Here is a 22,327-nt window from a genome sequence, read left to right as displayed (position 1 = left end):
TCCTTGGATTCGCGCTGACAATTTGCTAGGGAAGCTTGGTGGAAAAGGGGTGACGTGATGTCATATGAATACAAAGTCGTGCCAGCACCGACGCGCGGTTTGAAAGCCAAAGGGGTCAAGACGGCAGAAGACCGCTTTGCCCATGCACTCGCGACCGAGATGAACACGCTCGCCGCTGATGGGTGGGAATATCTGCGGGCCGACACCTTACCCAGCGAACAGCGCGAAGGCTTGATGGGCAAGACGACCGTCTATCAGAACATGCTCGTCTTTCGCCGTGTCAAAGAAGTGACAGCGGCTCCGGCCCGGAAACCCATCCTGAAAGCGGAACCACCGGTCGCCAAGCCCAAATCCGGCGAGGAACGGCTGGCAGAAAAGCAGGCTGCGGCGACACCAACCCCATTGAAGGCGGCTAAGCCGCCCTCATCCGACGTCGCCGCCGAATAGCTACTTGATTTCAATCGCCAGGGCATGGATGCGCCCGATGATTGCGGGACCAAGCGCGTCGTGGATGGCGCGATGGCGTGCGATCCGCGTTAATTCGTCCAAACGTGAGGCCGCGATTCTGATGCGCCAATGGCTCTCGCCCGAGCCATCATCGCCCGCATGGCCACTATGCAATGCGCTTTCGTTGATGACTTCAAGCACCGTCGGATCGAGGGTTTGCAATGCGGTGCGAATTTCTGCCTCAAGTGGCATTATTTTGGTCTCCCCCTCTTCAATCTCTCGCCCGAGGGTTTAAAGTCTATCGGCCTGAACGGAAAGATGAGTCGCGTCATGAAAAAAGAGGATCCCTTTGGTTTCGACATGTCGGTGTCGAGTTCCAAGAAAAAGAACCCGCGGGGACGGCGCGGTATGTCAGGCGCGTCCGAGACGTCGACCCGGATTTGCGATCATGAGGGCTGCCAAAAACCGGGCCTCTACCGCGCGCCAAAATCGCCTGATACGCTGGATGACTATTACTGGTTCTGTCAGGAGCATGTGCGCGAATACAATCTGAAGTGGAATTTCTTCGACAGCACGTCCGAGGCCGAGCTGGCCGCGCAGATGGATCAGGATCGCGTTTGGGAACGCCCTACAAAGCCTTTTAAGCGCAGTGTGGAAGAACGCGCCTGGGCCCGTCTTGGCGTAGATGATCCGCATCAGGTTCTTGGCGCGAACGCGACACAAAATCCGGGTCGTGGCGCGGCATCAGGGCGCAAGCTTCCGCCAACTGAGCGGCGCGCGATTGAAATCCTGGAGGCCAAGGACAATTGGTCAAAGCCGGAAATCCGCAAGGCCTACAAGGCGCTCATCAAGGTCCTACACCCCGACATGAATGGCGGTGATCGCAGCCAGGAGGAGCAGCTTTCTGAAGTGGTCTGGGCCTGGGACCAGATCAAGGTCAGCCGGAACTTCCGGGAAAAAGACTAGCATCAAAGCCGCTTCGGGAAACGAAAATGGCGCAGCATCGCAGCTACGCCATTTTGTTGGACTGGGTTGTAAACCGCCGTGATGAATTAGCTGCGGCGGTACAGATTTTCCTGCGACAGACGGCTGAGTTGCGCAACTGCGCGCTGCTTGGCGCGTGGCGGTGCAAGCAACTCGCGCTCCCGCCGGGCTTCGAGCAGCAAGCCATGCACGGCCATTGACCCAACAAACCAGGCGATGGCCAACCATGGCCTCGCGAGGAACTCGGTCACCAAAAGGATCGGTCCGTAGACAACGCCCAGCAGTGGGTCGATCAGGATACCGGCGATCATTGCCGCCATGATTGCAATCGCCATGGCACCGATGACGGCCCGCGCCAGGCCAAGTATGCCTTCCAAGCCCATCCAACCGCGGGCCAGGGCTAGGCTGATCCCGCCGCTGAGCGCACCGGCAAAGATTATCCACTGGCTGAACCAGGCTTTGTCCGCCCAGATCAAGCCGTCACCACCCACGCCTGACATGATCAGGATTGTTATTCCAGCGGTCATCGCAATGACCGCAGCATACGCCAAGACAGTCGATTTCTCGCCCCGGCTCAAAGCTAGTTTTTCCAAAATATGCGCCGACATTGCGCCCCCCATACCAACAGTTAATAACGCTTCTGTCGCAGTATTTTCGCGACACTTCAGTGCGAAAACTCACAAGTCTTCGTTTAAATTCTGTCAAATTTGTGCCATAATTCGCCTAGTCTCACAACATAAAAACGGCAAGAAACCGCCTATGCTGATCTAAGACCCAGATTCTATTGACAATTTTTTCATACAACCAATGGGCGACTGTCGTGCGCATTGTTAATGAATTTTCAACAATAGGACAAAGCGTCGCTTAAGCGTGTTTTCCTGCCCCATTGCGACTCACCCATGCCGCTATCCTTTTTGATGTATCAACGCCAACGCGGGACCCCGGAAAGCCCCTTGGTTCAGAGCAAGAAGTGCATGCCTCAACATGAATGCGGGGCTGCCTCAGCCTTCCTCACCCAACACGTCGTCGCACATCCTGCAGTAAGGCAATGCTGGTAAAGCAAAGGACGAACGGGAAACCACACCCACTGGGGCTTAGCGCTCGAGCGCCCAAATCATCAGCAGGCATTCACAATTCCACCCCATGCGCTGCCCTTCCCCTTGCAGCGTCCAGCGTTATGATGCATGCCCACAGACGACATTATGATACGAGAGCAAAGGCAAGGATCATGGCCGACGGAACCACCGAGATGCAGGCGAAACCGACGGAAGAGCTTTCGGTCCGCGAAGTGTTCGGTATCGACAGCGACATGAAGATCAAAGGCTTTGCTGAACGCTCGGACCGTGTTCCTGAGATCGACAGCACCTACAAGTTCGACCCCGACACGACCTTGGCCATCCTTGCTGGCTTTGGATACAACCGTCGGGTGATGATCCAAGGCTATCACGGTACCGGCAAGTCGACACATATCGAGCAGGTTGCCGCCCGCCTGAACTGGCCCGCTGTGCGCGTGAACCTCGACAGCCATATCAGCCGGATCGACCTGATCGGCAAAGATGCGATCAAGCTGCGCGACGGCGTGCAGGTCACGGAATTTCACGAAGGCATCCTGCCCTGGGCCCTGCGCAATCCGGTGGCCATCGTCTTTGACGAATATGATGCGGGCCGTGCAGACGTGATGTTTGTTATCCAGCGTGTGCTTGAAGCAGACGGCAAACTGACTCTGATGGATCAGAACGAGATCATCACGCCGAACCCCTACTTCCGCCTGTTTGCAACGGCGAACACTGTCGGCCTTGGCGACACGACGGGCCTTTATCACGGCACACAACAGATCAACCAAGCCCAGATGGACCGGTGGTCACTGGTCGCCACGCTTAATTATCTCAGCCATGACGCCGAGGCCGCGATAATCCTGTCGAAGTCGCCACATTTCAATACAGAGCGCGGGCGCAAGACGATCAGCCAGATGGTGACCGTTGCCGACCTGACCCGGACGGCCTTTATGAATGGCGATCTAAGCACCGTGATGTCACCTCGGACCGTGCTGGCCTGGGCGGAAAACACGCGTATCTTCAATGATGTCGGCTACGCGTTCCGTCTGTCCTTCCTCAACAAATGTGACGAGCTTGAACGCCAGACGGTCGCGGAATTCTATCAGCGCTGCTTTGACGAAGAACTGCCCGAAAGCGCAGCGAGCCTGACTTTGGGGTGATCCGAAGCGTCACAAAGAAGGTTGACGCAACGTAAAAATGTTCCGGAATAGGCCCGATCCGGCCATAAAATGGACGGAATACATACGCATACAAATGGCGTTATGTATCGAGTATGTGTGTTATCAGTCTATTTATTGTCGGCGTGCATTACAGCACCGGCGCAGGCCCAAGGACATGATCCCGAAGCACAGCTTCGAACCTTTGCCGCCTGCGTCGGGCGCCTTACTGCGATCGTCGAATATGAATGGAATATGTCCGGGACCGTCTCTGCGGAAACGGCCAGAAGGCGGGATGCGGCAACCGACATCGTTGCGGCCATTGTCCCTGTCGAAAAGTCACGTGAAGTTCTGAGCTGGCGGAATGCAGCAAAACAGGCCCAGTCAAACCTGCTGAGCCGGGCAACATCCTCGGGCGATACGTCCGATGCCAGATGGGCCATGCAGCAGGCGAGACAGTTTGAGACAGCCTGCACTGCCCTGCTGACGCTCTAGGATTGAACACACTGTTTTCACTCTGCCTTATTGATTAGCGTTTTTTTAGGCTGCATGCTCTATTTATGAGCAGTATGAAAACTACCGGCTTCTTCCGTGCACTCTGCGCCGCACTCCTGATCGGTAACAGCGCCGATGCAACCGTTTCCGACAATGCACAATTGGTTGAATTTGCCACGTGCGCAGGTCGGTTGTCAGCACAGATGGAATACCAGTGGATGTTTGATGGCCCTCTGTCCGAACAGACAGAGATTGAGCGCGCCGCGATGATTGATCTGGTGAACGCCATTATGCAGCCGGATGAAGGCCGCGCGGTCCTGCATTGGCGGATCAGCGCCAAACAGGCGCAGTCGGCACTCCTCACCCGGGCCACGTTTAATGATGACACGGCAGACGCGGCCTGGGCTGCACGCATGGCAGCCCAGCTGGCCGGGGAATGCACGGCGCTGATCCTGCACTAGTGCGTCACGCGGTTGCCCGCTGATTTTTGACATTTGCCATAATCTCGTCTGTTTTGTTGGTAGGTTACCGTCAAAACCAAAAAGGAACGGAGCTGCCGATGAAAATGACAATTGGGACCGAGCTGCCTGCGGATTACGAAGTCACACATGAAGACCTCGCGGAATCGGTCGCAGCGCTGATTGGCCAGGCCTTGTTGCCCCTTTTTGCAGAGAACATGCCCGAAGAGGCCGCGAAGGCGAATGTCGAAGGTATTTTGACCGAGCTTGCCTATCTCTTTGACGAAGGCGAAATCACTTTGGGCGGAAAAACCTACCGGCCCCGCATCGCATTTGTCGATGAAGCTGGAAACACATTGCCCGGCGTCGCCGCACTGAACAACTTCCACGATTTGGTCGTCGATCCGTTTGATATCGCACCAGAGGCGAATATCACCTTTGAACAGCCTGAATTCGCGGAGGAGTAGCCGCGCGCCCTCTGGCCTTTAACGCCCCCCGGTTCTAATCTGTTTGGCAGCAAAGGACCGCAGGTGATGAACAAACCCTCTGACAATCCCGCCGACCCGTTCAAGAAAGCCTTGGCCGAAGCGACCAAGGTCATGGCGGATGACCCGGAACTGGCGGTGACCTACTCCGTCGATCCGGCTGGGCAGACCGCCGACACAATCCGCCTGCCCCAAGTCAGCCGCCGCATGACCCGTGATGAGGTGCTGCTGGCCCGCGGCACCGCAGATGCCTTTGCCTTGCGCCACAAGTTCCACGACCCCAAAGTCGCTGCCCGCTACATGCCACAAGGGCAGATGGCGCAAGACCTCTATGAGGCGATGGAAACCGCCCGGATTGAGGCCGTGGGTGCCGAATACATGCCAGGCACTGCAGGCAACATCGACGCCAAAATCGGCAACGAGGCGCAGCGCAAGGGCTATGATCAGATCACCCAAGCCGCTGACGCGCCCTTGTCCGTCGCTGCAGGCTATCTGATCCGGCACCTCGCCACCGGGCGCGACCTGCCGAAAGGGGCCGAAAACGTCATGGAGCTTTGGCGCGGCTTTATCGAGGATCATTGCGGCGGCACGCTCGAAAGCCTCAGCGATACGCTGAAAGATCAGCAGGCCTTTGCCAAACTCGCCCGGCAACTGATTAGCGATATGGGTTACGGTGACCAGCTCGGCGACGACCCCGACAGTCTTGACGATGATCAGGAAGAAGAGGCCGAAGACAGCCAGGACGACAATCAGGACGAACCTGACAGCACCGGCGAGGACGAAAGCGAGGGCGAAGAGGCGGACGCTGCCCCCGAGCAATCGCAGGAAGAGCAGCAGGATGCGAGCCAGGCCCAGGTCAGCATGGATGATCAGGCCGATGCGGAAATGGGTGAAGAGGCGGAAATGCCTGAAGGCGAGGCGCCATTAGAGCCACCTGCCCCGCAACCGATCTCTGACGCGGATCCAGATTACAGGGTGTTCACAACGGAATTTGACGAAGAGATCGCCGCCGAGGACCTTGCCGAAGCCGTCGAGTTGGAGCGGTTGCGCGCTTACCTGGACCAACAGCTGGAACCGCTGAAAGGGGCCGTATCGCGGCTGGCCAACAAATTGCAGCGGCGACTGCAGGCCCAGCAGAACCGGTCATGGGAATTTGACCGCGAAGAAGGCATTCTGGATGCCGGGCGGCTTGCGCGGATTGTCGCGTCACCAACCACACCGCTCTCTTTCAAGGTCGAGAAAGACACCGATTTTCGCGACACGGTCGTCACGCTCCTCCTGGACAATTCCGGTTCCATGCGTGGGCGTCCGATTTCGATTGCGGCAATCTGTGCCGATGTCATGGCGCGCACTCTGGAGCGCTGCGACGTGAAGGTCGAGATCCTGGGCTTTACCACCAAAGCCTGGAAAGGTGGCCAATCGCGTGAGCAATGGCTGGCGGAGGGGCGTGCGGCCACGCCCGGTCGCCTGAATGACCTGCGCCACATCATCTACAAATCCGCCGACGCCCCGTGGCGCCGCACGCGGCCCAATCTGGGCCTGATGATGAAAGAGGGGCTCTTGAAGGAAAACATCGACGGGGAAGCCCTGGAATGGGCGCATCGCCGCCTGACCGTCCGACATGAGCAGCGCAAGGTGCTGATGGTGATCTCCGACGGGGCGCCCGTGGACGATTCAACTTTGTCCGTCAACCCAGCGAATTACTTGGAAAAACACCTGCGCGATGTCATCGAAATGGTCGAGAAACGCAAAGCGGTTGAGCTGGTGGCCATCGGCATCGGCCACGACGTGACCCGCTATTACGAGCGGGCCGTGACGATCACCGATGTCGAACAACTGGCTGGTGCGATGACCGAACAACTCGCCAGCCTGTTCGATACCGACCCGCGCAAACGCGCCCGCGTTTTGGGCATGCGGAAGGCAAGCTAGTTGAGCGGCACACGGCCGGTGCCGTTGCAGACCTCGCACATGCGTTTTGCATCCGGCGCCTGCAACGTGCCCGCAGGTGTCGAACCACTGCCACTGCAGCTATGGCATATACCTTCGTCGAACTGCAGCTTTGTAAATGCTCTCGGTTTACGAAACACCAGGTAGGCCAGATAGATATTGAAACCTATCAGCCATAAACCGGCATTGGGAACAGTCTCCAAAAAGCTGGTTTGTGTGATCAGCAGGACGTTGAGCGCCACGGCCACGGCGAGCCGGATCAAAATGCCCCAAATGCGCCCCGGGATCAGCGCTGCAACCACTATGGCAGCGATGGCAGGCAAGAGATAGGGCGAGTCCGCCCCAAGCAGCCACCACAGGATGGCGCCGCCAATGATGGTGGACCAGATCGCATCTTTCAGTCGGTTGATCATCAATATTGTCGTTGCACCTATGGCGCGGCAGGCTAGTCTTTCCGAAGCAATCGTCAACTAAGGGCCAAGGCTCCTCTCATGTTCCAAACTTTCGAGGCCCAATCCTCTCCCGAGCAAGGCCCACCACGGCTTGCAGCGCTGCGGCTAATCATGGCGCAGCATGGCTTTGACGGCTTTCTCGTCCCGCGAGCGGATGCGCATCAGGGGGAGTATGTCGCCGAACGTGATGCACGCCTGGAATGGTTGACCGGGTTTTCCGGTTCCGCCGGGTTTTGCGCAGTTCTAACCGATATCGCGGGCATCTTTGTCGATGGGCGCTACCGCGTGCAGGTCCGTGCGGAGGTGGCCGAGGATTTCACGCCTGTCCCATGGCCCGAAGAAAAGCTCTCAGATTGGCTACCCGCGCAGCTTCCTCACGGTGGCAAGGTCGCCTATGACCCCTGGCTGCATACAGCCCATGAAATCAAAACGTTGCGCGGGGCTTTGGACAAGATCACGCTGCATTCCTCTGACAACCTTGTCGATGCGATCTGGGCCGACCAGCCCGCCCCGCCCGACGCGCCATTTCTGGCCCACCTGCTGGAACACGCGGGCGAAAGCCATGATGACAAACGCGCGCGGCTGGCGAAGGACTTAAAGGCAAAAGCCGCGATCCTCACCTTGCCAGACAGCATCGCCTGGCTTCTCAATATCCGCGGCGCCGATATCCCTCGCAATCCTGTCCCACATGCCTTCGCCATTCTGCATGATGATGGCCGGGTTGATCTGTTCGCCCGGGAGGGCAAGGCCCGTGATGTGATGGACCATCTGGGCGCGGATGTCGCTTTGCACGACGTTGGTGCTTTTTTGGACGCGGTCAAAGCACTTGGTGGCCCGGTGCAGATCGACCCCAAATCCTGCCCCGATATCATCGCGACCACATTGCGCGACGCTGAGGTTGAGGTGATCGAGGCGCGCGACCCCTGCATCCTGCCCAAGGCGCGCAAAAACGCAGTCGAGATTGCCGGCGCAAAAGCCGCACAGGAACGTGACGGTGTTGCCATGGTCCAGTTTCTGGCCTGGCTTGATGCGCAAGATCTTGATGCTGGCCTGACCGAGATCGACGTGGTCAAGACCCTCGAAGGTTTCCGCCTGAAGACAAATGCGCTGCGCGATATCAGCTTTGACACGATCAGCGGTGCCGGCCCCAATGGCGCCATTGTGCATTACCGGGTCAATGAAAACACCAATCGGCGCGTTGGCAAAGATGAGTTACTGCTGGTTGATAGCGGCGGTCAATATGTAGACGGCACAACTGACATCACACGAACCATTGCCATGGGCACGCCGACAGAAGAACAGCGCGCCTGTTACACCCGCGTGTTGCAAGGCATGATTGCCATCAGTCGCGCCCGCTTCCCAAAAGACGTCGGCGGCCAGCATCTTGACGCCCTTGCACGCGCGCCGCTCTGGATGGCCGGTATGGATTATGACCATGGCACAGGCCATGGCGTGGGCAGCTATCTTTGCGTTCATGAAGGGCCGCAAAGCCTTGCGCGACGGTCCGAAGTGGCACTTGAGCCGGGCATGATCCTGTCAAACGAGCCTGGCTATTACCGCGAAGGCGCCTTTGGCATCCGGATCGAAAACCTGATCGTCGTTGTCAAAGCGCCTGCACTCCCGGGCGGTGATGATCGCGAGATGCATGCATTCGAAACGCTGACTTACGTCCCCTTCGATCGGCGGCTGATTGACACGGAACTGCTCACGACAGCAGAGCGCGACTGGATCGACCAGTATCACGCCACAACGCAAGAACTGCTTGCACCGCGACTTGACCCTGAAACGCAGAATTGGCTGCGCGCAGCCTGCGCACCGCTTTGACATCAAAGCGTTACCCAGCATACCTAACCTATACCAGCTGCGCCGTCTGGCGCAGAAGATGAAGAAAGGAATACCCAAATGGCCGATCACATCAAAATCCGCCCCGCCACAGGAACGTGGGTCGTGCGCGCCGCCGGGGCCGTTTTGGGGGAAAGCACGCAAGCGCTTGAACTCGTCGAGGGTGATTACCCGCCTGTGATCTATTTCCCGCGCGCCGATATTGCGATGGCCTTTCTTGAGCCAAGCGACACGACAACGACATGCCCCTACAAGGGCGCGGCACGGTACTACACGATCCAGGCCAAAAGCGGCGCTATCCCCGATGCGGCCTGGTCGTACGAAGATCCAAAGGCGGACGTGTCCGAGATCAAGGACTACCTCGCTTTCTACACATCGAAAGTGGCCGTGGAAGAGGTTTAGGAATGCTCTTCCGCCGCTGTTTCTGACAAGGCGCGGTTCATCGCCTTGAGCGCATCCACTTGGAAGAGCGCGCCCCATAGCTCCGGGGGGGCGTCCTCACCGCCCAAGGTAACGACCGGGATAAAACGATATCCGCCCTGATCAAACATCGGCATAGCCTGTTCCAGTGTGGCGTTGCCGTCGATGTAAATCCCATCCCGAATTAAGTCCCAGCACTCATTTTCAGGCGCTGAACGTTCGGCACCCATGGGCCGCATGATGCTAGACACCTTGAACGTGGCCAATAGGTAGGCCTGCGGCCCCGCCGCCAGATGCACATTGCGCCGTTCCAGTTGGGTGAGGAAAAATGACCGGTCAACCAGCTTGGTCGACAGCGCCGTTGAAAGCGATACGGCGACCATCACGGCAAGACCGGTCTGCCAGTCACCGGTGAGTTCAAAGACAATCAGCGTCGTCGAAATCGGCGCCCCCAGGACTGCGGCGGCAACTGCGCCCATGCCGGCAAGTGCGTAAGTGGTGCCCTCGCCCGAAACATTCGGGAAAATGGCTGTGGCAATGATGCCAAAGGCAAGGCCGGTCAGCGCACCGATCATCAAGGACGGTGAAAAGACCCCACCGCCCATCCGGCCACCCATAGTGATGGCGACCGCGATGATTTTCATGATGACGAACACAATGGCTTCGTGCACGAGCAACTCACCCGTCAAAGCCGCAGACGTCGTCTCATATCCGACGCCGATAATGTGGGGCCACCAGATTGCGATGGCGCCCAACAGCGCCCCTGCAAAAGCGGGGCGCAGGAAGCGGGGCAGGCCCGTCATATCTTGCAGATAAGTCGCGAAATCGTCGGCCCAGAAGATCGCCTTCATCAAGGCAACCGCGACGATGCCACAGACCAGCCCGAGGATCAGAAACGCAGGGAGCTCGACATAGAATGCCAGGGCATTCTGTCCCGGCAAAACAAACTCGGTCACATCGCCAAAAACGAGCCGGTTGATCACGGTGCCAGCGGCAGAGGCGATGACGATGGGCGCGAAAGCATGCACGGCGAAGTGGCGCAAGACCACTTCAAGCGCGAAGAGCGCCCCGGCAATCGGCGCGTTAAAGCTGGCCGAGACCGCAGCAGCAACCGCACATCCCAAAAGGTCCCGGCCCGTAATGCCATTGGCCCCCATCCAGCGGCAAACCAATGTCGACAAGACAGCCGCCAAATGGACCACCGGGCCTTCACGGCCGCTGGACCCGCCCGTCGACAGTGTGATCATCGACGCTGCGGCAGAAGCGAGACCGCGGCGCACTTCGACCCGGCCCTCCGACAGGGCGGCACCTTCGATCACATCGGCGACGGATCGCACCCTCCCATCGTCAGTAAAGCGGTCGAGGATGATACCAACGATCAGCCCACCGCAAATCGGGATCACCAAAATCTGGTACCATGCCAGATCCGCCGCAAAGGTATGCAAAAGCCGGATATCATCTGTCCCATAGGCGGTGGATTGGATGAACTCGATCCCCAGCCGAAACAGGACAGCGGCACCACCTGCTGCGATCCCGATGGCAAGCGCGATGAACCAGAACTGGATCTGGCTTGGTCCGCGTGTTTTCAGAATATGGGCCGCGTCACGACAGGTTGAAGTTATCTCAGCCACACCATGCTGCACTAACACTTTGACGGGCTTGCCCATACAGATCGCTCTCTGGCTGTCGCGGGTGCACAGCCGAGCCGTTGCTGCTGCGCATTTCGGTGTTCTAGAGGATCACTTTTAGCGGGCCAAGGGCCGAGAGTCGCCGCGCAAGCCATTGTGACCCACATGCGCCAAAAAGAATCAAACCGCCGATGATGCGACTGGCAATTGGCAGATTGTATCGCCTTTGGAAATGATACTGTGACCTAGGGGCAACCCTTTCCAAAAAGCTGACAGTCACAAAACGTGTAACGGCGCGTCACAATGCCTCGCGAAACAATCGAAAATTGAATTGACTCTATTTTTAGCTGATTCTTCCCAGCCATAAGTGGGTTAGAATTGGCCGGATTTTGGTCATCAAACCCACAAATCCCCAATTTAACCCATTGTTTTATATACACTTTAGTTTTTACAAGCAGAAGAAGACGATCACTTGATGCCAGATCGCGGTGCTTAAAGGCGTTCAACCTGGAATAGTTATGTCAGCAATATTGACATACTTTGGGACAGGTTGATTGGCAACAGACCGCTCGGTTATTCCGTTCTTCAAGGCACGTAGCCTTGTGTTGGTAACGAGTATTTGGGTTCGGTTTACCATTTCGGAAAATAGAACTCAGCGTTAAAGAAACTGGACGTTTGCGGCCTTTTTCTGTGTGTGATTACAGGACGTTTCGGAGGTGAGTGGCCGATCGGACTGGATTAAAGAGTGGGTTGGGTAACCCGTTGTTAAGGGGGACAGTGTGTGGCTCTGCTTAAGCATTCACACACTGTCCCCATCTAAACGAAAAGCTCCAAGAAATCCAAAATCCGGCGTGATCAGAGATGTTGCCCATGGCGTGCAGACAGCTCAGCATCAATTACGCCGACCGCGCTTTTCAAAGCACTTGGTTCAAGCTTCGATCAGTGCCTTTGCCGCCGCCCGCGCCGCATCAGTCACAGTGTCGCCCGACAACATGCGCGCGATCTCATCAATCCGCGCTGCCCGATCCAGCGCAACAACTGTCGAAAGCGTCTCATCCTTCGCCTGCTGCTTTTCAACGCGCCAATGATGGCCACCCAAAGCCGCAACTTGCGGCGAATGTGTAACCACAAGCACCTGCCCGCCACGCGCCAATTCCGCGAGCCTGCGACCTACAGCGTCGGCGGTGGCTCCACCAACGCCCCGATCAATCTCATCAAAGATCATCGTAAGGCCCGGATTGGCCTGTGTCAGGCATACTTTCAGAGCCAGCAGGAACCGGCTGAGTTCCCCGCCAGACGCGATCTTGTTGAGCGGACCGGCGGGCGCACCGGGATTGGTCGCAACGGTGAATGCAACTGCGTCGATACCGTCAGGCCCCGGCGCGGCGTCACTCAAAGTCGTTGCAAAAACTGCGCGCTCCATCTTCAGCGGCGCCAGTTCCTCTGCCATCGCAAGGTCGAGCGCCTTGGCTGCTTTCACCCGCTTGGACGACAAGGTAGCTGCAGCTGCGTCATAGCGCTCCTGAGCGGCGGTCACAGCCTCTGACAGCGCCCTCAGATCGCCTTCACTCTCATCCAGCAGGGTAAGGCGGCGGCGCAATGTGTCAGCAAGCTCTGCCAGCGCGTCCGGCAAGACATTATGCTTTCGCGCCAACCCGCGTATCGCAAATAGCCGCTCTTCTACCTCTTCCAGTTCAAGCGGATTGAAGGTCAGTGCATCCAGACATTGGGCAACCCCGCGCTGTGCCTCATCAAGCGCCATTGTCGCGCGTTCAATGGCCGCCAGCGGCTCATCAAGCTGTCCTTCGGCCTGATCCACAACGCCTTGCAACCAGCGCGAGGCATCCGTCACAAGCCCCTCTGCCCCCTGCAATCCCAGCGCCTCAGCCGCCTTGCCGATATCGGCACGGATCCTCTCTGCGGCCTGCATCAGACGGCGCTGCGTATCCAGGGTGGCCTCTTCTCCGGCCTCTGGTGACAGCGCATCAAGTTCAGCCACCGCGTGGCGCAGATACTCTTCCTCGGTGCGTGCCTCCGCAATCTTCGCCTCGGCATCACTCAACGACCGACGCGCATCAGATAAGGCCCGCCACGCAGCACGTGTCGCAGCGATGTCCGCCTCCAGCGCAGCATATGTGTCCAATAATTGGCGATGGCCGCGGGGATTGAGAAGCCCGCGGTCATCATGCTGTCCATGAAGCTCAACCAGCGTATCAGACAATGCACGCAAGACCTCTCCGCTGACGCGCCGATCATTGACCCAGGCTGTCTTGCGCCCCTCGCGCGTATTGATACGGCGTAAGATTAGTTCATCCTCAACAGCGATGCCGGCCTCCTCCAGAACCTCGGCTGCAGGATGCCCCTCTGGCAGGTCAAACCACGCCGTCACCTCGCCCTGTGCTGCGCCCTGGCGCACAAGCTCGGCCCGGCCGCGCCAGCCAAGCACGAACCCCAGCGCATCAAGCAGGATCGATTTGCCCGCGCCCGTTTCACCCGTCAGCACATTCAGACCGGGCTGAAACGCCAGTTCCAGCCGGTCAATGATCAACATGTCCCGAATGTCTAATCCACGCAGCATGTCATGACTTGCACAGATATCGGCCCATTTGCATGTTCAGAGCCACTCACCACGCACAACCTGACGGTAAATTGACGCCAACCAATTGTCGCCGGTGGCGTTGGGGTTCAACCCTTCACCGGTCAGCAAGATAAAGCTGGCCTCGTACCACTCGCTCGAGCGGTAGTTGAATCCAAGGATCGCACCAGCGCTTTGTGCCTCGTCTACCAGACCAAGCGACAGATAGCATTCAACAAGGCGGTGCAATGCCTCGGCGGTATGGGTGGTGGTCTGGAAATCCTCAACCACAGTGCGGAACCGGTTCGCCGCAGCAGCATATTGGCCGCGCTTGAGATAGTAACGCCCGATCTCCATCTCTTTGGCCGCAAGATGGTCAAAGGCGAGATCGAATTTCAGCACCGACGTGCGGGCATATTCAGAGTCTGGATAGACCTCGATCACCTGCCGCAGCGATTGCAACGCCTGAAATGTCAGGCCCTGATCGCGCCCGACCTCATCGATCTGATCGTAATAAGAGAGTGCCAGAAGATAGGCGGCATAGGCCGCATCATCCTCGGCTGGGTAAAAGTCGAGATAGCGTTGTGCTGAGGCCCGGCTGTTGGGGTAATCCTCTGCCCGGTGATAGGCAAAGGCCTGCATGATCAGCGCACGTTCCGCAAATTCCGAATAAGGGTAGAGCCGCTCAATCTCGCCAAATGTGAAGGCCGCATCTGCAGGACTGCCTTGTTCAATCTGCCGCTCTCCGCGGGCGAAGATCTCACGCGCTGTCAGATCGTCCAGCGGCTGGCCGGACTGCTCCCCCGCGCAGGCGGCAAGCAGCATGAGCGCGAAGGCCAGGCCAAACCTGCGGCTTTTGGTGAAACTGCTGCCTGACACTTTGGTCGTCCTCATTGCGCATTGCGAAAAGCAAGGGTTATGGCCCCGATTGCAGCGGGTCTAGCATAGAAAAATGGGGGGCAAAATGCCTTTTGGGCGTCCCTTGATCAACTGTTTGGAACTGCGATCAGGCGACAGCGTCCAGATCGGCGACACTCACCCCCACGCCGGGCAGGCGTGCGGCGATCTTGGCGTCACAGGTGACCCAACGCCAGGCAGTCTGATCCGCAAAAAGCGCACGCAGCAGCTTGTTTGTGATCGCGTGACCGGCGCGGTTGCCCGTGTAGCGCCCCAGGATCGGTGCGCCAGCGGTGTAAAGATCACCCAATGCATCCAGCATCTTGTGGCGCACGGCCTCGTCCACATGGCGCAGCCCGCCAGGTGTCAGCACCTTGTCGCCATCAACGACCACAGCGTTTTCTACCGTACCACCTAAGGCAAGGCCGTTCGCATGCATATAGTCAACATCGGCGGAACGGCAGAAGGTGCGGCTATCGCAAAGCTCGCGCACAAAGGCACCATTGGCCATGTTCAGCCTCTTGTGCTGCTGCCCGATGGCGGCATCCGCGAAATCAATCGCAAAATCGATCTGCAAGGTTGTTGCGGGTGACAATTCCGCAAAGGCGGCGCCGTCCGATACAACCACATCCTTGAGCACCTCAATCGCGTGCAAAGGTGCGGCGAGCCTTGTCAGCCCAGCCTTCACAATGCCACGGACAAAAACCGCAGCGCTGCCGTCAAGAATAGGCACTTCAGGCCCATCAATATCGATGAGCGCGTTATGGACGCCACATCCGGCAAGTGCGGCCATCACATGTTCGATGGTCGAGACAGTCACGCCCTCAGCGTTTTCCAACCGTGTATTCAAAGGCGAGACAATCACGCTGTCCCAGCGTGCAGGCAGCTTTGGTTGACCAGGCAAGTCGGTCCGCCGGAACACGATGCCGCTGCGCGCAGGCGCAGGCTGCAACACAACACGCGCCGGAAGCCCGGAATGCAATCCCGTCCCTTCAAAAGCGACCTGTGTTTTGAGCGTTGTCTGCACGGTAGATGAATCTTTGCCTGAACTTTTCATCAGCTGAGGTATAGCGCCGCACCCTTTGTCTCAACTCACTCTTTACAACGGTCTGAAACATGGCCGGGCAATTATGAGGCGATTATGTGGCACTCGCAGCAAATGTATGAAAAACAAAAGAAAAGGCCACAGGATTGCGGCCTTTTCCGTGAGATTGACCTCACGTTCTATTTCAGCTTTGCAACCGGATCAATTCGCTTGACGACGCAGGAAGGCTGGAATCTCGATCTTTTCCTGATCTTCGCTTGGCCCGGTTTCTTGATGCAGGGCGGTCACTTGCGGCTGTGTGCGGGCAGGCTGTGGTTGTGCGCCGGCATCCGCCTGCGCCCCGGTCATCCGGTTGATCAGCGAGTTGATACCAAAGCGCGGCTTGTCCGCCTCCGCCGTAGGAGCGGCTTGCTGCGGCTGCGCTTCAACCTGACGCGGTGCCGCGCGGCTCACGGCCGCTTGCAGGCGCGCCAAGGCTTCAGGCGATGGTGTGCCGGGGGCTGCAGCGCGGGGCGCGACGAAGCTTTCAGGCTCTGCCATGACAGGCTCTGGCCGTGGCGTGTAGGCCGGCGGTGGCAAGTCATCCTGCGCTGCAGGCTGTGGTGCTACTTCAGGCTCCTGCCGCGGTTGGAAGGCCGCAGGCTGCTGCGGCTGGGCCGCAGGCACGTCCAACTCTTCGAACAATGTGCGCTCTTCTGCTGCCGGTGCTTGGGCCACAGCGGCAGGGGCCGCTTGCACAGGCTGCGGCGCAGGCGCCTCGACGGCTGCAGGCTGCGCCAAGGGAGCGGCCATGGACCGGCGTGGCAGAGGCGTTTCGGCGTTGCTTGCCACCGCGTCGATGCCAGTTGCCACGACAGATACGCGCATTTTCCCTTCCATCTCGGTATCGAGTGTCGAACCCACGATTATATTCGCGTCACCATCCACCTTTTCGCGGATCTTGTTCGCAGCCTCGTCCAACTCAAACAACGTCAGGTCATAGCCGCCAGTGATGTTGATCAGCACGCCTTTCGCGCCTTCCAGAGAAATCTCATCCAGAAGCGGGTTGGCAATCGCCTTTTCAGCGGCCTGGATGGCGCGGTTTTCGCCATCGGCCTCACCCGTGCCCATCATCGCCTTGCCCATTTCGTCCATCACGGCGCGGACATCGGCAAAATCGAGGTTGATCAGGCCAGGGCGCACCATCAGATCAGTCACGCCTTTGACGCCCTGATAGAGCACGTCATCGGCCATCGCGAAGGCCTCGGTAAAGGTCGTGTTTTCGTTGGCGAGGCGGAACAGGTTCTGGTTCGGAATGATGATCAGCGTGTCGACAACTTTCTGAAGCGCTTCAACACCTTCCTCGGCTTGCTTCATGCGTTTGGCCCCTTCGAACTGAAAGGGTTTGGTCACAACGCCAACCGTCAGCACACCCATTTCGCGGGCGGCCTGTGCGATGATCGGGGCGGCCCCTGTGCCGGTGCCACCGCCCATCCCGGCAGTGATAAAACACATATGCGCGCCAGCCAGATGATCGACAATCTGTTCGATGCTCTCTTCAGCGGCCGCCGCACCAACAGTTGGGCGTGCCCCGGCGCCCAAACCTTCGGTAACTTTCAGTCCCATCTGGATTTTCGATCCAGCATGCGATTGCTGCAGTGCCTGCGCGTCGGTGTTGGCCACGACGAATTCGGTCCCGTCAAGCTGCTGTTCGATCATGTTGTTGACCGCGTTGCCACCAGCACCGCCCACACCGAACACGGTGATACGGGGTTTCAATTCCTCATGCCCGGGAAGGGATAGATTCAAAGTCATAACATGATCCGCCTGTTTATTTTGCCCCGTGCCCACGGGTGCTTACTGCTTATTAAGACTCACACTACCGAAGTGATGCCGAAAGGTCACGACAAAAACACAAAAAAGCCACCAAATCTGGACGAAAACCCTGGGCGACCGCCTGTATTTCCACATCTCGGCAAGATGTTGCGCATTACCAGTTATCCTTGAACCATTTGACGGCGCGTTTGAGCGATCTGGCCGGGTAGCGATCTGCCGGAATTTCGAAATCCCACCATTCATCTTGTGGATTTGCCGCAAAAAGGGTCAGGCCAACGGCACTGGAAAAGGCCGGGCCAATCGCCGCCTGCGGCAGGCCCTGCACACGCAAGGGCCGTCCAAGGCGCACCTGCTGGCCAAGGATTTTGCTGGCGAGACCATCAAGTCCCGGTATCTGACTGCCTCCGCCGGTCAGCACGATCTGCTGGCTGGGCAGGTACTCAAAACCCGCCGCATCCAGCCGTGCACGCACTTCTTCAAGAATCTCTTCCACGCGGGGGCGCATGATGCCGATCAGCTCTGCCCGGCTGACTGTGCGCCGGTCGTGCTCCCAATCGCCGGTATCGCCGCCGATCTCGATCATCTCGCGATCATCCATGCCGGTGGCGACAACGCCGCCATAGAAGGTCTTGATCCGCTCCGCAGTCGGTGCCGGGATCTGTAAGCCCATCGAGATGTCAGAGGTCACATGTTCCCCGCCCATCCGCACGGAATCGGCAAAAATCATGTGTTTTTTCATAAAGATGGAGATGCCGGTTGACCCGCCACCCAGATCAATACACGCCGCACCCAGCTCCTGCTCATCCTCCACAAGGGACGACATCCCCGAGACGTAAGCCGAGGACGCAATGCCCGCGAGTTCGAGATCACAACGCTTGATGCAGTAAAAGATGTTCTGGATCGCCGATGCGTCGACGGTCAGCATGTGCATATCGGTCGTCAACCGGTTGCCGATCTGGCCGCGCGGATCGGCCAATCCGCTGCGATGATCGAGCGCAAAGTTGATCGGCTGCGCGTGAAGCACTTCGCGGTCCGCGCCGTAATCAGGCACATCGCAGGCGGCCATAACCTGGCTGATATCCTGCTCGGCGACCATTGCACCACCGATATCGATGGCACCGTCCAAACCGTAAGAGCGCGGGCGCGCACCCGACAAACAGGCGATCACGTGATCCACGCGCACATTCGCCATTTTCTGCGCGGCCTGCACAGCGGTACGAATGGCCCGCTCTGTCTCTTGCATGGCGTCGACTTCGCCAAAGCGCACCCCGCGTGAGCGGGTGGTCGCGGCTCCGATCACACGGAATTGCGACTGTCCTGCCATAGAGCCCACACCGTTGACGTTACGAAACTGCTCTGGCCCGTCAAAGCGCAACACGAGGCAGGCGATTTTTGATGTGCCCACGTCCAGAATGGCCACAACGCCGCGCTGCATCGCCGCTTTGCGCATCTGCCGCATGGCCCGTTGGCTGTCGTAAAGATCGCCCATCAGTTCTCTGCCCCGTTATTATTGATTGTTGTATTGACCCGCCGCAGCGCGAGTGCCGCCTCTTCATTCATCCGCAAGGTAGGTCGCTCCGCGTTGCGCATATCGACAACCGCGACATCCCGGCTGAGCATGTCTTGCGCTTCGTTGAGCGCGATGACCCGGTCGAGCGCGGCGACGGCCCCGTCACCGGGCAAGAGGATCCGCTGATCCCGGTCCAGCACGATATCCCAACGGCGCTCACCCATACGCACAAGGCCCCGCACCCGCTCGCGCAAGGGGCCGGAACCTGCATAAAGCGCGAGCGCCTCTGCGATCTTTTGCTCGGCCCCATCACCTGCAATCAGTGGCAAATCCAAGCGATCAGCACGGGCCGCGACCGTGCCAGACCGCACGCCATCGCCATCGATCAGGCGCAGGGTGGCCCCATCCCGCCAAAGCGCTGCGGGCAAGCGGGGGGTCAGGCGCACGTCCAGCGTACCCGCCTGCCCGACCCGCACGCTGGCCGATTTGATCGGATCAAGCGCCTCGATTGCGGCGCGCATCTCTTCAAGGTCGAGATCAAAGGATGACATCGGGTAGTTAGAGGGCAGCAGATCGCGCACTGCCGCAGTGATCTCACCATCCGCACCGGTGATATTCAGGCGCTGGACCATGAATTGCGGACGTTCCTGAAAGCTTTGCTTGGCCGAGGCGATCTGTGCCGCAAGCGCCGCCCGGTTCTCCGGTTTCGAATACCAGGACCCGATGATCGCCATAATGAGCAGGATCGGCACACCAATCCGCACCGTTGCGCGGAAGCCGGGCGTCAGCATCAGGCGCTGCCACTTGTAGTCGAGCTTCGACGGCGCCGGATCGCGTGGCGCATTATCGGCAAAGGCGCGGCGGATCAGCGATCGCATGACGCATCCTCCACCAGCCAGCGGCAAAGCTCAGGGAATGTGTAGCCCACATGCGCTGCCTGCTCAGGGGTCAGCGAGGTGGGCGTCATGCCCGGCTGCGTATTGGTCTCAAGCAGGATCAGGCCCGCGAGCCCACGTGCCTCATCCCAGCGGAAGTCGGTGCGGCTGACGCCTCGGCAACCCAAGGCCTGATGAGCACGCAGCGCGTAGTCCATGCAGGCATCGAAGATATCGGCGGGGATATTGGCGGGCACAACGTGATTCGATCCGCCGGGCTTGTACTTGGCGTCATAATCATACCAGCCATCGGTGATGATATCGGTAACGGTCAGCGCCCGGTCCCCCATCACGGTCACCGTCAATTCCCGCCCCGGCACGAAGGCTTCAACCATGACCTCATCCGGCATGTCGGGGGCGAGCTTCGGCGGGCCATTGGCCCCTTCAGGGACGATGTAAATCCCGACGCTAGAGCCTTCGTTATGCGGCTTGACCACATAAGGCGGCGCCATCACATGCTCGGCCTGCACCGTATCCTTGTCAGCGAGCAGGCTCTCCACAACCGGAAGCCCAGCGGCGCGATAAACGTTCTTTGTTCGCTCTTTATCAATAGCTGTCGCTGAGGCGAGGATACCGGAATGCGTATAGGGAATCTTGAGCCATTCGAGGATGCCCTGCACGGTCCCGTCCTCACCCCAGCGGCCATGCAAAGCGTTAAAGACGACATCAGGGGCAATATCGATCAGGCGCGCGGCCACATCGCGGCCCGCATCGACCTCGATCACCTCGCATCCCGCTTCCCGCAAAGCTGCCGCGCACTCTGCACCCGTCGACAATGAGACTTCGCGCTCAGCCGATGGGCCGCCCATCAGGACAACAACTTTCGGGTTTGCCCTGCTCGACATACCCTACCGCCTCTTTCGCGGGTCTTTTGCGACCCGTCATTTCGTTTGATCCTTGCCTCGGATCGTGGCCTTTGGCCTATTCTTTTTGCGGATTTGTGTCACCTCGGCGACCGACCCGCATGATTTCCCACTCTAGCTTAATCCCTTGGGAAGCGTAAACCTTTTTCCGCACCTCTTCACCCAAATCCTCTAGGTCGGCGGCGGTCGCTCCACCGGCATTGGTCAGGAAGTTCGAATGCTTGGTGTTCATGACCGCGCCGCCAAGCGCGGCCCCGCGCATGCCCGCATTGTCGATCACCTTCCAGGCCTTCAGATCGTGCACATCATCGGCGCGCCCGGTCGAGGAAAAGCCCGCCGGATTGCGAAAGGTCGAACCAGCGGTGCGGTCTTTGGTGGGTTGTGTTTCGTCGCGCTTGGCGAGTTGGTCCGTCATATGTTCCGCCAACGCTTCCGGGTTGCCCGCAGGCGGGGCAAACCGCGCTTGCGTGATCACGGCCCCATCAGGCAATGTGCTTTGACGGTAGGCCAATTGCAGCGCATCCGCGGCGATTTCAGTGATGGTGCCGTCGCGCAGCACGGCAGTCACAGATGTCAAAACATCCGCCACATAGGCGCCGTAACAGCCCGCATTCATCCTGACCGCACCGCCAATCGTGCCGGGGATGGTGCGCAGGAAGGTCAGGTCAAGGCCCGCTTCGGCCGCCTTACGCGCCACATGTGCATCCAGGGCGGCAGCACCAGCGATGACCTGATCGCCCTCAATCGTGATCGTGTTGAACCCGCGCCCGAGCCGGATGACGACGCCGTCGATCCCCCCGTCACGCACGATCAGGTTGCTGCCGACGCCCATGGTGAACACGGGGACGACCGGATCAAGGGCCGCCAGAAACGCGGCCAGATCATCCTGATCCGCGGGCTGAAACAACACCTCGGCGGGGCCGCCGACACGCATCCAGGTAAGGTCCGCCAAAGAGCGACGCGCGGTCAGTGTCCCGCGCACCGCAGGCAGATCATGCAAATCTTTCATTGTCCTTTTTGACCCACCCAATAATTCCACCGATCAATCCGCCAACACTGGCAGGGGCGCTGATGCAAAAGAGCCCGAGCAAATAAATCAAACCGTCCCATCCAGACGCAACTTCCATGCCAACGAACATCCAACCTGTAAACAAGGCCCAGATTGCACCAAGGACACCAAGCACCTTTCCGTTGCGGTCCTTCGCATAACGATAGGCAAGAAAGATGGAAAGCGCGAGGACCGACACTGGGATGCCAAAAATCAGAAATTCTTCGATAGCCATGATTCGTCTCCATTTATGAACAGTGTTCATTTCT

At 58.6% G+C, this 22,327-nt stretch carries 22 protein-coding genes; 9 read left to right on the top strand and 13 right to left on the bottom strand.

Annotated features, from left to right (window positions below; translation table 11 throughout):
- Positions 1–57 precede the first annotated feature (57 nt).
- Positions 58–447: a DUF4177 domain-containing protein gene (locus SLH47_RS03100; protein ID WP_413785609.1), complete on the top strand. Its 390-nt coding sequence runs from the start codon at positions 58–60 to the stop codon at positions 445–447.
- Here SLH47_RS03100 and SLH47_RS03095 read toward each other — a convergent pair whose 3' ends face one another.
- Positions 448–699 (bottom strand): BolA family protein, encoded by a 252-nt coding sequence (locus SLH47_RS03095; RefSeq protein WP_320237874.1) that lies wholly within the window; start codon positions 697–699, stop codon positions 448–450. It lies immediately after the preceding gene.
- Between the two features lie 78 nt (positions 700–777).
- On the opposite strand from SLH47_RS03095, the gene SLH47_RS03090 reads away from it, so the two are divergent.
- Positions 778–1,413: a J domain-containing protein gene (locus tag SLH47_RS03090; protein WP_320237873.1), complete on the top strand. Its 636-nt coding sequence runs from the start codon at positions 778–780 to the stop codon at positions 1,411–1,413.
- A gap of 86 nt (positions 1,414–1,499) precedes the next feature.
- Here the strand turns inward: SLH47_RS03090 and SLH47_RS03085 are convergent, their stop codons facing one another.
- Positions 1,500–1,958 (bottom strand): hypothetical protein, encoded by a 459-nt coding sequence (locus SLH47_RS03085; RefSeq protein WP_320237872.1) that lies wholly within the window; start codon positions 1,956–1,958, stop codon positions 1,500–1,502.
- A gap of 701 nt (positions 1,959–2,659) precedes the next feature.
- Here SLH47_RS03085 and cobS point away from each other — a divergent pair.
- The 5 genes from cobS (at position 2,660) to cobT (ending at position 7,010) form a co-directional block, all read left to right on the top strand.
- A complete protein-coding gene (gene cobS / locus SLH47_RS03080) occupies positions 2,660–3,646 on the top strand; it encodes a cobaltochelatase subunit CobS (RefSeq protein WP_320237871.1) in 987 nt (328 codons plus the stop codon).
- A 252-nt stretch (positions 3,647–3,898) separates the two neighbouring features.
- Positions 3,899–4,138, top strand: coding sequence for a hypothetical protein (locus SLH47_RS03075; RefSeq protein ID WP_320237870.1), 240 nt, complete (start codon positions 3,899–3,901; stop codon positions 4,136–4,138).
- A gap of 65 nt (positions 4,139–4,203) precedes the next feature.
- Positions 4,204–4,599: a hypothetical protein gene (locus tag SLH47_RS03070; protein ID WP_320237869.1), complete on the top strand. Its 396-nt coding sequence runs from the start codon at positions 4,204–4,206 to the stop codon at positions 4,597–4,599.
- Between the two features lie 98 nt (positions 4,600–4,697).
- Entirely contained in the window at positions 4,698–5,063 is a 366-nt protein-coding gene (locus SLH47_RS03065; protein ID WP_320237868.1) for a hypothetical protein, read from the top strand.
- 66 nt (positions 5,064–5,129) lie between these two features.
- A complete protein-coding gene (cobT, locus tag SLH47_RS03060) occupies positions 5,130–7,010 on the top strand; it encodes a cobaltochelatase subunit CobT (RefSeq protein ID WP_320237867.1) in 1,881 nt (626 codons plus the stop codon).
- Here the strand turns inward: cobT and SLH47_RS03055 are convergent.
- The gene (locus SLH47_RS03055) at positions 7,007–7,441 is read right to left on the bottom strand and encodes a hypothetical protein (RefSeq protein WP_320237866.1); all 435 of its coding nucleotides are present in this window, start codon (positions 7,439–7,441) and stop codon (positions 7,007–7,009) included. The two genes, cobT and SLH47_RS03055, sit on opposite strands and share 4 nt — an antisense overlap.
- A gap of 78 nt (positions 7,442–7,519) precedes the next feature.
- Here SLH47_RS03055 and SLH47_RS03050 point away from each other — a divergent pair, with 78 nt between their 5' ends.
- Positions 7,520–9,304: an aminopeptidase P family protein gene (locus SLH47_RS03050; RefSeq protein ID WP_320237865.1), complete on the top strand. Its 1,785-nt coding sequence runs from the start codon at positions 7,520–7,522 to the stop codon at positions 9,302–9,304.
- A 78-nt stretch (positions 9,305–9,382) separates the two neighbouring features.
- Positions 9,383–9,724 (top strand): DUF427 domain-containing protein, encoded by a 342-nt coding sequence (locus tag SLH47_RS03045; protein ID WP_320237864.1) that lies wholly within the window; start codon positions 9,383–9,385, stop codon positions 9,722–9,724.
- Here SLH47_RS03045 and SLH47_RS03040 read toward each other — a convergent pair.
- The 10 genes from SLH47_RS03040 to SLH47_RS02995 form a co-directional block, all read right to left on the bottom strand.
- Positions 9,721–11,409 (bottom strand): chloride channel protein, encoded by a 1,689-nt coding sequence (locus tag SLH47_RS03040; RefSeq protein WP_320237863.1) that lies wholly within the window; start codon positions 11,407–11,409, stop codon positions 9,721–9,723. The genes SLH47_RS03045 and SLH47_RS03040 overlap by 4 nt on opposite strands.
- A gap of 889 nt (positions 11,410–12,298) precedes the next feature.
- Positions 12,299–13,948, bottom strand: coding sequence for a DNA repair protein RecN (gene recN / locus SLH47_RS03035; RefSeq protein WP_320237862.1), 1,650 nt, complete (start codon positions 13,946–13,948; stop codon positions 12,299–12,301).
- Positions 13,949–13,984: 36 nt separating this feature from the next.
- Entirely contained in the window at positions 13,985–14,839 is an 855-nt protein-coding gene (locus SLH47_RS03030) for an outer membrane protein assembly factor BamD (protein ID WP_320237861.1), read from the bottom strand.
- Between the two features lie 112 nt (positions 14,840–14,951).
- Positions 14,952–15,869 (bottom strand): UDP-3-O-acyl-N-acetylglucosamine deacetylase, encoded by a 918-nt coding sequence (gene lpxC / locus SLH47_RS03025; protein WP_320237982.1) that lies wholly within the window; start codon positions 15,867–15,869, stop codon positions 14,952–14,954.
- Positions 15,870–16,088: 219 nt separating this feature from the next.
- Positions 16,089–17,681, bottom strand: a complete 1,593-nt coding sequence (ftsZ, locus tag SLH47_RS03020; RefSeq protein ID WP_320237860.1) for a cell division protein FtsZ — start codon at positions 17,679–17,681, stop codon at positions 16,089–16,091.
- 175 nt (positions 17,682–17,856) lie between these two features.
- Positions 17,857–19,191, bottom strand: coding sequence for a cell division protein FtsA (gene ftsA, locus SLH47_RS03015; RefSeq protein WP_320237859.1), 1,335 nt, complete (start codon positions 19,189–19,191; stop codon positions 17,857–17,859).
- Positions 19,191–20,090: a cell division protein FtsQ/DivIB gene (locus tag SLH47_RS03010; protein WP_320237858.1), complete on the bottom strand. Its 900-nt coding sequence runs from the start codon at positions 20,088–20,090 to the stop codon at positions 19,191–19,193. Before SLH47_RS03010 ends, ftsA begins: the two co-directional genes overlap by 1 nt.
- Complete coding sequence (locus SLH47_RS03005; RefSeq protein ID WP_320237981.1) at positions 20,078–20,956, bottom strand: D-alanine--D-alanine ligase; 879 nt, start codon at positions 20,954–20,956, stop codon at positions 20,078–20,080. Before SLH47_RS03005 ends, SLH47_RS03010 begins: the two co-directional genes overlap by 13 nt.
- Before the next feature lie 112 nt (positions 20,957–21,068).
- Positions 21,069–22,019, bottom strand: coding sequence for a UDP-N-acetylmuramate dehydrogenase (gene murB / locus SLH47_RS03000; RefSeq protein WP_320237857.1), 951 nt, complete (start codon positions 22,017–22,019; stop codon positions 21,069–21,071).
- Positions 22,003–22,323 (bottom strand): hypothetical protein, encoded by a 321-nt coding sequence (locus tag SLH47_RS02995; protein ID WP_320237856.1) that lies wholly within the window; start codon positions 22,321–22,323, stop codon positions 22,003–22,005. Before SLH47_RS02995 ends, murB begins: the two co-directional genes overlap by 17 nt.
- Positions 22,324–22,327 lie beyond the last annotated feature (4 nt).

The sequence above is a fragment of the Cognatiyoonia sp. IB215182 genome, assembly GCF_033963905.1.
Classification (GTDB): domain Bacteria; phylum Pseudomonadota; class Alphaproteobacteria; order Rhodobacterales; family Rhodobacteraceae; genus Yoonia.
This window is presented reverse-complemented; position numbering and strand designations above follow the sequence as displayed.